Below are 13,353 nucleotides of genomic sequence, written 5' to 3' on the forward strand. Positions count from 1 at the left end.
GCGTTGGCCTTTGGAAAGGCGCCTCATGGTTTACCCGGCTCATCGCGCAACGCAAGGCTGTTGGCGTCGCGGGCCGCCTGCATACGTTCGGCGATCACCGCCAGCAGGTCTTCGACCGGGTGAGCCCGGGAGCGGGTGCAGGCATGGGCGGGCTCATCGCAGAGGAGGCAGCGCCGTTTCTGCAAGCCCACATCCCCGCGCGAAAGCGGAGTTCCGTCCGCGGCATGCACATCCAGGTCCCAAAGCCGGCCCAGCGGGTGGCTTTCCTCCAACGCGACCATGGCGGATTTGAGCGCGTGGGCTTCTGTCTCAACCACATAGAGCGCTTCAGGTCCGGTCGGCAGATCCTCGGCGAAGACTTCGCCAAAGCGCCAACCCATGACCGCGAGCCGGGCCGGGATCGCGAGCCGAGCGGCCTCGGCCAGCTCCATGGTTGCCGGGCAGAGCTTGACCGAACCGGGCAAGACGATGGAGAGCGTGATCACGGAATGGCGATATTCCAAAAGCGCTGCGTCCCGCCTTGCGACACGGGCCTCGCGCGCGGCAAGCACAGCCTCCAGATCCGTGGGCACGCCTTCGAACAGGTTCATACCCCGGCGCTTTCAAGCCGCGCGAAAAACCAGGTAAGGCCGACGAGATCCGCCGTACCGCCGGGCGAGAGGTTGCGGGCGATGAGCGCGTCGTCGAGCGCCTCGAGCCGGGCTACGAAATCGCAATCGGTGGCGCCAAGCTCGGCAATCACCCGCGCCTCGCGGCGGACATATTCCGTCGCCTCCGGCCCGCCTCGTGCGATCAGGTTGGTATCGGAATTCTGCGCCAGCAAGGCAGCAAGTGCCGCCAAAAGGCTGGTTTCCTCTCCTGCCCCCTGAGCACGTGCCGCCCGGAAAGCCGCCAGCCCGATGTCGCGCACCGTGGCAAAGCCGGACTCGGCTTCTCCGCGCGCACCGCGCATTCCGTAGCGCCGATAGATGTATTCCCCCGCCGTGCTCGCCGTGCGGGTGGTCCCGTCGAAATCCCGCGCAACGATTCCGGCGGCGATGGCGGCAACCTCGTCACACAAAGCACCGGTCTCCAGAGCCGCCCCCTTTGCGGTCAGGCGCCCGGCTGCCCCGAGAGCGAGGCCAAAGGCAAAGATGGCGCCCTTATGCGTATTCACGCCATCCGTCGCGCGGAGCATGGCCGTCTCGGCTTTCAGCCCGAGGCGACGCAATTCCGGCAAGGCGTCGGTCGCAGGCAGGGTGTCCGAGGCCACACCGGCCATGAAGAATTGCTCGAAGAACGGCGCGATGGCAGCGGCGCTCGTTTCGAAAGTGGCGACATTCATATCCGAGTGCGCGCCATTGTTGCGAAGATCCACCAGGCCCGGCTTGGGCGTCAGATGGACTTCGACCAGCAGCGCCTCGTGGACAAGCCGGGAAAGAAAACCGGCGCGGGCAAACAGGGGCGCGGCGGGCACCTGGCCGGTGCCGCACCCCGTGAGAGCCGAGCTTGCCCGCGCCAGAAGGCTCATGGCGCGATCTGCCGGACGGTATCGATGATCGTACCATCGCGATAGCGGACGTGGCCCACGACATTATCGAGGAAGTCCAGCGGCTCGGGCTTGCCCGAAAGCGATATTGCCCGCTGGTAGAGATCTCCGATCGGCTTGACCGGCAGGCCCGCCGCCTTCAGCCGCTCGGCCACGTCGGGCCGGTTCGGGTTCACCGAGATGCCGTGCTCGGTAACGAGCACGCCGACGGTTTCGCCCGGTGTGACGCGGGTCGTGACCTGTTCGACCACGGTCGGGATGCGCGTGCGCAGGAGCGGGCCGACGACGATGGAGAGGTTCGCCCCCGCGGCGGTGTCCGCGTGGCCGCCAATCGCGCCGCGCACGACACCGTCCGAGCCGGTCAACACGTTGACGTTGAAATCGAGGTCGATCTCCAGCGCCGAGAGGATCACCATGTCCAGCCGGTCGACCGTGGCGCCCTTGGAGAGCGGCGAGGCATAGAACTGGGTGGAAATCTCCATATGCGAGGCGTTTGCCTGCAGGGAGCGGGCGGCCACGGCGTCGAAGCTCTGGGTATCGACCAACGTGCCGATCAGGCCCTTCTCGTGCAGGTCCACCATGCCGCCGGTCTGCCCACCAAGCGCCCATCCGGCCTTGATCCCCTTGGCCCGCATCCGGTGTTCGAGGAAGCGCGATGTCGCGGTGGAAGACCCCCCGGTGCCGGTCTGCATCGAGAAGCCGTCCTCGAAGTAACCTGCATGTTCCATGACCTCGGCGCAGAGCTTGGCGATGAGAAGCTCGCGCGGGTTGGTCGTGGCGCGGGCGGCACCAACGGAGATCTTGGCCGGATCGCCCACCTCATCGACCTGCACGATCCAGTCGACCTGGTCCTGCCGGATCGAGGCCGGGTTGTTCGGGAAGGGCACGATCTCCTCGGTCAGCATGACGACCTTGTCGGCATACATCGCGTCGACCATCGCGTAGCCGAGCGAGCCGCACCAACTGCGCCCGGACACGCCATTGGCATTGCCGAAGGGATCACAGGCCGAGACGCCGAGAAAGGCGACGTCGATCTCGATCTCGCCCTGCTCGATCAGCGCCACTCGGCCGCCATGGGAGTGGAAGGTGACGGGCTCGTCCATTAGGCCGTTGGAAATGGCCTCGCCCAGCTTGCCGCGCAGGCCGGAGGTGAAGAGCTTGCGGATCACGCCGGACTGGATATGCGGGATGATGGCCGCGTTGACGCCAAGCAGTGAGCTGGGCGCCAACGTAAGATCCTTGAACCCCATCCGCGCCAGGGTCTCGACCACCAGGTTGATCACCTTGTCGCCCTCGCGGAAGGCATGGTGGAAGGAGACGGTCATGCCGTCCTTTAGCCCGGCGCGGCGGATGGCTTCCTCAAGGTCGGGCAAGATCTTGCGGTCGCCATTGGCCTGCGGCCCGGTGACGAAGGGGATACTGGCGTTGAAGCCTGCGAAAGGGGTGAGCCCTGCGACCTGCGGGTTGCGATCTGATGCCATGTCACTCACTCCTTGCGCAGGCCGGAGGCCGCGGCGCGGTCCAGCACGCGGCGGGCATTGTCCACCACGGGGCCGTCGATCATCTTGCCGCCCATGGCGATCACGCCGAGGCCCTGTTTCTCAGCCTTCTCGGCAGCGGCGACGACGCGTTTCGCGTAGTCCACCTCTTCCTGCGTCGGCGCGTAGGCGTTGTGCAGAAGCTCGATCTGGCGCGGGTTGATCAGCGATTTGCCGTTGAAGCCGAGCCGTTTGATCAGGTCCACCTCCTTCAGGAAACCCTCCTCGTCATCGAGATCGGAGAAGACAACGTCGTAGCAATCGATCTTGGCGGCGCGGGCGGCGTGCAACACGGCACAGCGGGCATAGAACAGCTCGGTGCCGTCGCCGCGCTGCGTCTGCATGTCCATCACGTAATCGAAACCGGCCAGCGCGATACCGGTGATACGCGGGCTGGCCTGCGCAATGGCCAGCGCATTGACGACGCCCGAGGCGCTCTCGATGGCGGCCATCAGGTGGGTGGAGCCAACTTCCCGGCCGCAGTCGCGTTCGATCCGCTCGACGGCGGCTTCCAGTTCGTGAACCTGTTCCGGCGTGTCTGTCTTGGGCAGGCGGATGGTGTCGGCGCCGCCGCGAATGGCGGCCTGCAGATCGTCATGGCCAAAGGGCGTGTCCAGCGGGTTGATCCGCACAACGCGCTCGATGCCGTCATAGAGCGGCTGCTGCAGCGCGTGGAAGACGAGCAGCCGCGCGGCGTCCTTCTCGCGCAGCGACACGGCGTCTTCGAGGTCGAACATCACCGAATCCGGCTTGAAGACGAAAGCGGTGGACAGGCTCGCGGCCGAGGAGCCCGGCACGAAGAGCATGGAACGGCGAAGTCTCATTTCAACGCCTCCCAGTCGAGTGTCGTCTCGCCCGCCGCGCGCATCACGGCGGCCTGCACGCGGGCGCGGATGGTGCAATCGAGCGCGCCCTTGTCCTGGATGATCAGCGTACCGGTGGTCACGCCGAGATGGTCCAGAACCTCCTCCACGGTGGCACGGATCTGCTTGCCGAACTGGTGCAGGACCTCGCTCTCGATCACGATCTCAAGCGGCTCTTCCGTCGGCGTGATGCGGATGAAGAGATCGCTGGACTCGAGCGTCCCGGCCAGCGCCTCCTGTTTGAGCAACATGTTGCTTTCCTCTCCGTTTGGCCCACGCCGCGCGCGGGCCGGTATCCTGTCACCCCTGTTGCGCGACGAGGGGTACGTATTTCGTTTTCAAGAGCTCGAAGGTCGCGGACGGCACAAGGTTGCGAATGCTGTCGAGGTCGCCCTGGTAGAGATGCCTGCGCACCTCGGACGCCGAAATGGCCGTGCCATTGAACTCGGTTCGGGGGATTTCCACGACTTCGATCGCCGGCCCGCCGCCGCGCACCTCGTCCTGCAGCCAGACCATCATGTCGCTATTGTACTTGTTCGTCGTCGGACAGAAAGGCTCCGTGCCGACGAACCGATGCGTGATGCCAAGCGCGGGCGCGATGTGGTTGCGGAACATCAGCAGGTCCACCGCGGTGTGGCATTTGCCGACGATCCCCTGATCCTTGAGGAAATAGCAGGAGAAGGTCGCGCGGCTGACCATGTATTGCGAGCCGGGGTGCAGGGTCAGATTGGGGATGCCCTGGATGTTCTCCTCGGCGAGGTAGTAGCGGTCCTGGTAGGAAAACAGCGAGACATCCTCGCGCACCATGAACAGGTGCAGCCAGTCGCACGCCTTCGCCGCCTGTTCCACTAGGTAGCGGTGGCCATAGGTGAAGGGATTGGCGTTCGCCACGACGCAGCCGATCTTGGCGCCCTCGACGCGGTGTTTCTGCAATTGCTTGCAATAGGACTTGATGCCGATGGGCGTGTTTTCCATCAGCACCACGGTATCGGGCATCTCGACGAGATCGTAGAAACCGCAGCCACGAAAGAACTCGGCATTCTTCGGCTCGGTATAGACGAAAAGCGTGGCATAGCCGTGGCTGTGGGCAAGATAGGTGATCTCGCTCACCAGCGTCAGCGAAAGCGCCGTGCCGCGATACTCGGGAAGGATGGCAACGCCCTTGATGACGTTCTGCTGCAGGCCCGCGCAGGCAACCAGCCGGTCGCGATCGCGGCAGACGACGAAGGTTTCGATCCCCTGTTCATAGAGCAGATCGCAGGCGCCCAGCAGCTTCTTGATCTCGCGGCGCTCGGCATCTTCGTGATCCGGCTCGACGGTATAGAAATCGAGGTCTTCCATGGCGACCAGGGTCCGATCTGGTGCGGTGACGCCGAGAGCTGCCGCCGCTTTTGGCGATGGCCGGTCTCTCGCTACGTCAAGCGGTATTGCCCGCGTGGCGCCCGGAGAAAACCGACAATGTTGCAGCCCTGCCCGGCGGTCAGTGCATGTTGTCCGGGCAGGGCGTTGGTTCAAATCTCCATTTCCGCCACGAGGGCGGCAAAGGAGGCACCGTGCATGTCCCGATCCAGTCGCGTGCCCTGGATCTGGGGGCGCGGGATCGAGAACTTGACGACGTTGAGGCTGTCGATGTCGAACCGCTTCAGGAGCGTCGCGTCGGCTTGCAGCAGGTCCACCACGGCCTCCGTCTTCAGCCCGTCGGAGACGCGTTCGAACACGTCCCGGTCGCCGCAGAAGATGTCGATGGTCAGCCAGAACGGGCCGGCATTCTTGGAGCGCACCTTGGGAACAATATCTCCGAGCCTGCTCATGCGCCGATCTCCACGGTCTCAAGGGTGAAAGCCTCCCAAGGGTCCGCCAGTTCCAGCACGTGGTTCAGGCAGAACTCGTAGACCACGCCTCGGTTCATCTCAGGCGGCGAGAAGGGGAAGGCGAATGTCGGCATCTCTTCCTGCTCGGTCAGCGGGTGATGGAGCAGGTAGGGGTTGAGGATCTTGGCCACCTCTCGCGCCATCGCCTCGGTATCGGCGGTGACAATGCCGAGCACGCCGACCTCGCTGCCGGTCTGCGCCTTGGTGTCGAGGGGCCCGAGCGTGGCGTCGGCTCCGATCACGCGCAGTTCCAGCGAGAAGCCGTCCCCTGCCCGTTCGCGCGCCTTGGCGGAGCATTTGGCCTCGATGTCATCGCACCACGCGCGGATATTTTCCACGTAGCGGCGATCCCGCACCAGTGCCAGCGAGGCATATTGATAGCCGGCCTTGCGCGCACCCTCGAGCTTCACCGTGTAGCGCTCGGACGCCACCCATTTGGAGCCCGTCACCCGCACGCGGCGGTCGTCGAGCGCGGTATAGGTGGCCTCTGTCACGTCGAGATGCCCGCCCGGCTCGTAGAGCACGTAGGGGTCGGAGTTCTCGTAGAGCATGTGGGCGGAGACGGTGTGGGGCGTGGCGCGCGCCTCCACCCCCATCGGCGTCATGGTGAAGCCCTCCGCGTCGAACTCGATCAGGATCGTGCCCGAGTTGGGCGAGGTCGTCGCCAGCGCCCCGCACTCGCCGATCTTGGCGCCATGCCAGGCCCCGCCCGGGTGGCACCCGCGCGCCAGAGGCAACGCCGAGATGATCGCGGTATCCGTGGTGCGCCCGGCGATGACGATATCGGCGCCGGTTTCCAGCGCGCCCTGGATATGTTCGGCCCCGGCAAGGGCGACGATATTGGTGCAGCTGTCGATCAGCTCGGGCGAGATCTCGGGCGCCGGTATCAACGGCGTCACCTTGCCCGCGCCCAGCGCATGCGCGATCCGCGATGCGGGCTGGCCGGACTTGAGCAGGGCAACCTTGAGCGTCTCGGCGGTCTCGGCGGCGATCTCGCGGGTGATGTCGAGCATCCAGTCCACGGCGCTGTCGGCGCCACAGGTGCCGGCGGTGCCGATCAGCAGCGGCACGCCGGCTTCACGGCGGGCAGCCATCAGCTCTCGCCATTCGGCCTTGGTCGAATTGGCGGAATATTTCGAGGTCCCGGTTCCAAGGTAGTGGGGCCCACTATCCGTGGACCCCCCGTCGATGGCAATGATATCGGGTTTCTCGGTGATACCCCGGGCGAGCGCGTCCCGGTCGTAACCGAGACCCAGCGCGCCCGAGGGGATGAGAACCTTGACCATCAATCCGTGATCCTCTGCGGCTTCTTCAGGACCTTGCGCAGGAACATCGGCGCGACGAAGCCCGCAACCGCCACGATCCAGAGGCCAATTGCGATGGGCGAGGAGAAGAGATAGCTCACCTCACCATCCGAGAGCACCATGGCACGACGCAACGCGTCCTCCATGTGGCCGCCCAGTAGGATACCGAGGATGATCGGCACCGTCGGCACGTCCAGCTTACGCAGCACGAAGCCAAGCGCCCCGAAGCCCACCATGAGCAGCAGGTCGAAATAGCTGCCCGAGAGCGAATAGATGCCGACGAAGGAGATCATCGTCACGCCCGGCAACAGGATCCAGGGCGGCACCATCAGGACCTTCACGAAGATCTTCACCATCGGCACGTTCATCAGCAGAAGCACGACGTTGGCGATCAGCAGCGAAGCGATCAGGCCCCAGACCACTTCAGGCCGCTCGGTGAAGAGCGTCGGACCCGGTGTGATGTTGAGCGTCATCAGCAGCGCCAGCAGGACGGCGGTGGTCCCGGAGCCCGGAACGCCGAGTGTCAGCATCGGCACCAGTGCACCACCGGCGGCCGCGTTGTTGCCGGCCTCGGGAGCCGCGACTCCCTTGGGGACACCGGTTCCGAACTTGCCTTCCTCGCCGGCAATGCTCTTCTCCGTCATGTAGCTGAGGAAAGAGCCGAGCGAGGCACCGGCACCGGGCAGAACGCCGGCGATAAACCCGATGAGCGAGCAGCGCAGCATGGTCCATTTCGTCTCGACGATGTCCTTCCAGGGGATCGTCACCTTATCCAGCTTGACGCCGATGGAGGTGTTCTTGCCGTGGCTCTCGATGAAGAAGAACACTTCGGCGATGGCAAAGAGGCCGACGATGGCAACGAGGAAGTCCACGCCGTCATAGAGATGCAGGTTGCCACCCGTCAGGCGCGGCAGGCCGGAATTGTTGTCCACGCCGATCATGGCGATGCCGAGGCCGATACAGGAGGCAACCGCCGCCTTGGCCTGGTTGTTGGAGGACATGCCGCCAAGCGTGGCGAAGGCCAGCATGTAGAGGGCAAAATACTCGGCGGGGCCGAAGACGAAGGCCACGCGCGCCAGCAGCGGCGCCAGCAGGATAAGCCCGATCGTGGCCAGGAAGGCGCCGACGAAGGAGGCCACGCCGGACAGCACCAGCGCGTCGCCGGCCCGGCCGGCCTTGGCCATCGGGTAGCCGTCGAGCGTGGTCATCAGCGCCGGCTCGTCGCCGGGAATGTTGAGCAGGATCGAGGAGATCCGGCCGCCATACATGGCGCCGTAATAGACCGCGGTCATGAGAACCAGCGCGGAGGTCGCGTCGAGCCCAACGGTGAAGGTGATGGGGATGAGAATAGCGACGCCGTTCGAAGGTCCAAGGCCCGGCAGGGCACCGACGATCGTGCCGATGAAACAGCCAATCACGGCCAGCATCAGCGTGTAAGGCGAGAGAGCGATTCCGAAGCCCATCGCGAGATTTGAAAGAATGTCCATGGCGCGCCCCTCAGCCCAGCATCGATTTCGGAACCGCGACGAGGCCGAGGCCGAGCGCGTATTTGAAGATCACGAATAGCCCGATAGAAAGACCGATTCCGGCCAGCACGGCCTTCAAGGGTTTGGGCTGGATCTGGTAGGACAGGAAGCCCGCGGCAATTGCCGTCGGCAGCAGGAAACCCAGCGGCTTGAGCGCATAGGCATAGCCGATCAGGACGATGATGGAGAGAACCAGCGCCCCCAGCGTGGCAAGCTCGGGCCACTCGGGATCCGGGTCGGGACGGATGGCGATGACCATGCCACACAGGGCGGCCACAGCGCCGATGATGATGGGGAAGGTGCGCGGACCGACGGGGTCCGCCATGAAACCGGTCTGGATCTGTGTGGCGCTGGCGATATACGCCAGCGCCACCAAGGTCGCGACCGCACCGAAGATACGGTCAGAGGCCATTACTGGATGACCCCCAATTGCTTGGAAAGTGTGTTCACGTCGGCAACGACCTGGTCGACATAGTTCTGGAAGTCGGCACCGACCTTGGTGAACTCGGCAAGACCGTTGGCCTCCATCGCGGCTTTCCACTCGTCGCTCGCGGCAACCTGCGCAAGCTTGTCTGCCCACATGTCGAAGGTCTCGTCGGAAACGCCCTTCGGAATGTAGAGACCGCGCCAGTTCACCGCGACCACGTCGACACCCTGCTCCTTGGCGGTCGGGATGTCATCGAAGCCCGGCACGCGCTCTTCGGTCAGAACCGCCAGCACCCGCACGTCGCCCGACTTCAGGAAGCCCACGACCTCGGACATGTCGCCGGTCATCGCCTTGGTGAAGCCACCCACGGTCTGGGTGATGGCATCGCCACCATTGTTGGTCGAGATGTACTTGACCTTGGTCACGTCCTCGACGCCGGCCTTCTGGAACACCATCAGCGGCTTGAGGTGATCGAAGCCACCCACCGCGGAGCCACCGGCGAAGGACACCGAGGTCGGATCCGCCTTGGCGGCCTCGATGAGATCGTTGAGGGTCTGGAACTCGCTGTCCTTGCCAACCACGATCACGCCCGGATCGGCGCCGATCGAGCCAACCCAGCGGACCTGGTCGGCGGTCATGCCGGCATAGGCATTCTGTGCCAGACGCGTGGTGGTCGCCGAGGACGCGGCGATGATCAACTCGGCGTCGTCATTGCGCTCGGCCACGACGTGGGCGTAGGCGAGCCCGCCGCCGGCGCCGGCCATGTTGGTCACCTGGATCGGCTTGTCCACGGCGCCGATGTCGAACATGATCTTGCCGATCTGGCGGCAGGTGAAGTCCCAGCCGCCGCCGGGGTTGGCCGGTGCGATACATTCGGCGGCAAGCGCCGAGGTTGCTGTCAGGGCAAAAGTTGCACCGGCAAACAGGATTGATTTCGGATTCATGGATAGACCTCCCTTGGAATCGTTCTGGCCGACGGCCATCGAATTCGAGTTGTGAAGCCGAAACCTGACACCATCCTGTCACTGTCCAATCTTTGCACATTATTTTGGCGGACCAACGCCGGCGCCGCGCGCCGGGAGGGCTATTCCCGCACCACGGCGTCCAGCCAGGCCTTGGAAAAGGAAGCGCGCTTCATGTCGTCGAGATAGACCAGCAGCCCCGGCCCGATCCTGATCGGGCGCAGCGAGGGCGTCTCGTCGCTCGCGCGCGGGTTGACGGTGGCAAAGGGGTAATAGTCGGGCGGATCACCGCTCCAGGCGGCGTTCAGAAGAAAATCGACAAAGGCACCACCGAGACCGGGGCTCTCGGAGCTTGCCGGGATCAGGGCGGTGCGGTGCATGACGGTCACGAAATCCTCCGGCATGACGACCTCGATGGCCTCGCCCGCCGCCTGACGCGGCTCTGCATAAGAGCCCAGCGCATTATAGGCGAAGGCAAGCTTGCCCGACGCGACATCGCCAATCATTTCCGAGGAGCAACAATAGAGATGGGTGCCAAGCCCCCCCATGACCTCCATGAGGCGCCAGAATGTCTCGGACGTGCGGGCATCCTGCGTCGCGAACAGGTAGCCCGCGCCGCTGCTGCGAATGTCATAGGTGCCGATCCGGCCACGAAAACGCTCCGGATGTTCGCGCAGCAGCGTGATCAGGTCCTGCCGGTTGCGAGGCCGCTCCAGCCCCTCGAACGCCGCCGGGGAGACGACCAATGTCGCCGCTTCCTGCGTGAAGGCGAAGACCTGATCGCGCCAGTTAGCCCATTCGGGCAGCCGGGCCGTGGCCGTGGAAACATGACTCAACGCCATGCCGTCATTGGACAGCTTGGTCTGCAGGTCCATGGCCGAGGAGAGCGCGACATCGAAAGCCTGCCCTTCGCTGACAAGGGCCTTCATCATCTCGGTGGAACTGGCCACGGTATAATCGATCGTTGTGCCCGGGTTGCGCTCCTGAAAGGCGCGCAGCATCGGCTCGAATATCTCGATATCGGTGGTCGACAGGATCCGCAGCACCGGGCTGTCCGGCGTGGCCTCGTAGATGACATGCGCTTCGCTCTCGAAGGCGCGGGCCGGGCCGGCAAGCGTGGCGAGCGCAATCAGGACAGAGGCAAGACGAGCGAGACGCATGCGCCGACTCCTTCCGGGTTCTGTTCGAGTTCAAGCCGGCCGCCATGTGCCTGGGCAACCTCGTCGGCAATGGTCAGCCCGAGGCCGGAACCAACCGTGCCCTGCGAATTGCTGCCCCGCGCGAAGCGTCGGGTCAACCGCTTGCCGGCCCCTTTTGGAAAGCCCGCCCCCTGATCGCAGACCCGGATATGGCAGGTGTCCTCCTCGGCCCACATATCCACCGCGATATCGCTTTCCGCAGGCGAATATTTGACGGCATTGTCCAGCAGATTGCCAAGGGCATTCTGGAGCAGGATCGGGTCGCCGATGACCTGCAGGTCGGTCGGAGCAACCACGGTGATCGCGATATCCTTGAGGCCCGCCACCGGTTGCAGGCGGCGCACGGTCTCGGCGATGAGATCGCTCGGCCGGAGCGGCACATGTTCGAGCTGGTCCGTGCGGAAGGTGACCATCGCGTGATCCAGAAGCTGGCCCGCGGCACGGGAGCTTTCGTCCAGCGCGTGGATCATGTCGTTGAGCGATGTGCGGTTCTCGGGCTTGTCCATGCGGTTCAGCGCGACTTCGGCCTGCGCGCGCACGGTCGCAAGCGGCGTGCGGACACGGTGGGCCGCTTCGGCCATGAAATCCTCGGAGCGGGTGAGCGTGATCTGCAGGCGGCCAATGAGCCGGTTGAGCGCCTCGACCAATGGCGCCATTTCCCGCGGCACCTCGGCCACGACCGGACGCAGATCCTGCGGCCCCCGGCGCGAAACGGACGCGGCGAGCCGTTCCAGCGGGTCGATGGCCGATTGCGCCACGGCAACGGCGAGCGCGCCCGCGACGGCGAAGAAGCCGATCCCGAGATAGGCCGCGTTGCGCCAAATCTCCTGCAGCGTCTGCTGCGCGCCGCCCCGGGTCTGCGCGACGGAGACGGTGACATGGAGCGGGCGCTGCCCGCGCGCAAGCAGCCGCGACGCGGTGGCCATGCGCACGCTTACGCCAAGGAACTCGACCGTATCGAAGCTGCGTCCACGCTCATTGGCCTGAAGGCCCGATTTTGGTAGATCCTCGTAACCAGTCAGATGCGCGCCATCGACGGTGACCTTGTAGAACACCCGGTCATCGGAGACATTGCCGAGCATCGACAGCGCGGCGTAGGGAATGTCGATGCCGATCTCGCCTTCCAGAACGGTGGCGGATTCGAGAATCGAGGTGACAGAGGCGTCGAGGATATTGTCCTGGCTGACCTGCGCGACCTTCTCGGCGAAGTTCAGGACGATAACGAATAGCAACCCCGCCAGCAGTGCCGAAGACAGCAACAGCCGCAGCGTCAGGCGACGGCGGATGGAGCCGGTAATGACGACCTTGTCGCTCATTCAACCTGCAGCCGATAACCGAGGCCACGCACGGTGACGATGGCAACAGGCGAGCCGTCGAGATGTTTTCGCAGGCGGCCGACATAGACCTCGATCGCGTTCTCGGAGACCTCTTCCTCATAGGAAAACAGCCGGTCCATAAGCTTGGCCTTGCTCAATATCTGGTCCTGCGCGCCGAGAAACAGCTCCAGCAGGCGCAACTCCTTGGCCCGAAGCGTGGTGGTGCGGTCGCCCAATTTGAGCGTACCCGCCTGCGGATCGAAGGTGAGGTTGCCGATATGGCGCTGGTTGGTGCCACTGCCGCCACGCCTGCGCAGCACTGCCCGGCAGCGCGCCTCCAGCTCTGAGAAATCGAAGGGCTTGGTCAGGTAATCATCGGCGCCGAGATCCAGCACCGTCACCCGGTCCGACACCTCGGAACGCGCGGTCAGCACGATGACCGGGGTTTCGTCCTGCAGGCGGCGCTGCTCTTCGAGGAAATCGCGCCCGTCGCCATCGGGCAGCATGATGTCGAGCAGGATCAGGTCGTATTCCGTGGTGGCGATGAAATCCTTGCCCGAGGCGATATCCGGGCCGTGATCAACAACATGCCCGTCCAACGTCAGCCGCTCTGTCACGGCAGAGGCCAGCTTGGCATTGTCCTCGATCAGCAGGAATCGCACCTGTCTTCTCCCCCAGCGCGCAGATCTGGCCCTGTCCGGACCAATCCGCACCGATGCTAAAGCAAGCGCGCGGCCTGATCCATCGACATGGGCGCCGCAGGGGCAGGACCGGCAAGACAAAGGCCGGCAACGCGCTGTTGCCGGCCGTTCTCATCCG

14 protein-coding genes are annotated in these 13,353 nt (G+C 64.6%); all 14 read right to left on the bottom strand.

The window, feature by feature from the left end:
* Positions 1-23: 23 nt before the first annotated feature.
* Positions 24-590, bottom strand: coding sequence for a citrate lyase holo-[acyl-carrier protein] synthase (citX, locus tag AX756_RS21105; RefSeq protein ID WP_068316745.1), 567 nt, complete (start codon positions 588-590; stop codon positions 24-26).
* Positions 587-1,510 (bottom strand): triphosphoribosyl-dephospho-CoA synthase CitG, encoded by a 924-nt coding sequence (gene citG / locus AX756_RS21110; RefSeq protein ID WP_082739244.1) that lies wholly within the window; start codon positions 1,508-1,510, stop codon positions 587-589. The genes citX and citG overlap by 4 nt, the downstream gene beginning before the upstream one ends.
* A complete protein-coding gene (gene citF, locus AX756_RS21115) occupies positions 1,507-3,009 on the bottom strand; it encodes a citrate lyase subunit alpha (RefSeq protein ID WP_068316747.1) in 1,503 nt (500 codons plus the stop codon). Before citF ends, citG begins: the two co-directional genes overlap by 4 nt.
* A 5-nt stretch (positions 3,010-3,014) precedes the next feature.
* Positions 3,015-3,890 (bottom strand): citrate (pro-3S)-lyase subunit beta, encoded by an 876-nt coding sequence (citE, locus tag AX756_RS21120; protein ID WP_068316749.1) that lies wholly within the window; start codon positions 3,888-3,890, stop codon positions 3,015-3,017.
* The gene (gene citD / locus AX756_RS21125; RefSeq protein WP_068316752.1) at positions 3,887-4,180 is read right to left on the bottom strand and encodes a citrate lyase acyl carrier protein; all 294 of its coding nucleotides are present in this window, start codon (positions 4,178-4,180) and stop codon (positions 3,887-3,889) included. Before citD ends, citE begins: the two co-directional genes overlap by 4 nt.
* Positions 4,181-4,229: 49 nt before the next feature.
* Positions 4,230-5,270 (bottom strand): [citrate (pro-3S)-lyase] ligase, encoded by a 1,041-nt coding sequence (gene citC / locus AX756_RS21130; RefSeq protein ID WP_068316754.1) that lies wholly within the window; start codon positions 5,268-5,270, stop codon positions 4,230-4,232.
* Positions 5,271-5,440: 170 nt separating this feature from the next.
* Positions 5,441-5,740 (bottom strand): DUF4387 family protein, encoded by a 300-nt coding sequence (locus AX756_RS21135; protein WP_068316756.1) that lies wholly within the window; start codon positions 5,738-5,740, stop codon positions 5,441-5,443.
* Complete coding sequence (locus AX756_RS21140; protein ID WP_068316759.1) at positions 5,737-7,086, bottom strand: acyclic terpene utilization AtuA family protein; 1,350 nt, start codon at positions 7,084-7,086, stop codon at positions 5,737-5,739. Before AX756_RS21140 ends, AX756_RS21135 begins: the two co-directional genes overlap by 4 nt.
* The gene (locus AX756_RS21145) at positions 7,086-8,591 is read right to left on the bottom strand and encodes a tripartite tricarboxylate transporter permease (protein ID WP_068316762.1); all 1,506 of its coding nucleotides are present in this window, start codon (positions 8,589-8,591) and stop codon (positions 7,086-7,088) included. Before AX756_RS21145 ends, AX756_RS21140 begins: the two co-directional genes overlap by 1 nt.
* A 10-nt stretch (positions 8,592-8,601) precedes the next feature.
* Entirely contained in the window at positions 8,602-9,042 is a 441-nt protein-coding gene (locus AX756_RS21150; protein WP_068316765.1) for a tripartite tricarboxylate transporter TctB family protein, read from the bottom strand.
* On the bottom strand, positions 9,042-10,001 hold the full coding sequence (locus AX756_RS21155) for a Bug family tripartite tricarboxylate transporter substrate binding protein (RefSeq protein ID WP_068316768.1): 960 nt from the start codon (positions 9,999-10,001) through the stop codon (positions 9,042-9,044). The genes AX756_RS21150 and AX756_RS21155 overlap by 1 nt, the downstream gene beginning before the upstream one ends.
* A gap of 140 nt (positions 10,002-10,141) precedes the next feature.
* Positions 10,142-11,179: an ABC transporter substrate-binding protein gene (locus tag AX756_RS21160; protein WP_068316770.1), complete on the bottom strand. Its 1,038-nt coding sequence runs from the start codon at positions 11,177-11,179 to the stop codon at positions 10,142-10,144.
* The gene (locus AX756_RS21165) at positions 11,149-12,534 is read right to left on the bottom strand and encodes a sensor histidine kinase (RefSeq protein ID WP_068316772.1); all 1,386 of its coding nucleotides are present in this window, start codon (positions 12,532-12,534) and stop codon (positions 11,149-11,151) included. Before AX756_RS21165 ends, AX756_RS21160 begins: the two co-directional genes overlap by 31 nt.
* On the bottom strand, positions 12,531-13,196 hold the full coding sequence (locus AX756_RS21170; RefSeq protein WP_068316774.1) for a response regulator transcription factor: 666 nt from the start codon (positions 13,194-13,196) through the stop codon (positions 12,531-12,533). The genes AX756_RS21165 and AX756_RS21170 overlap by 4 nt, the downstream gene beginning before the upstream one ends.
* Positions 13,197-13,353: the final 157 nt, after the last annotated feature.

The sequence above is a fragment of the Aliiruegeria sabulilitoris genome (genome assembly GCF_001558155.1).
Classification (GTDB): Bacteria; Pseudomonadota; Alphaproteobacteria; order Rhodobacterales; family Rhodobacteraceae; genus Tropicimonas; species Tropicimonas sabulilitoris.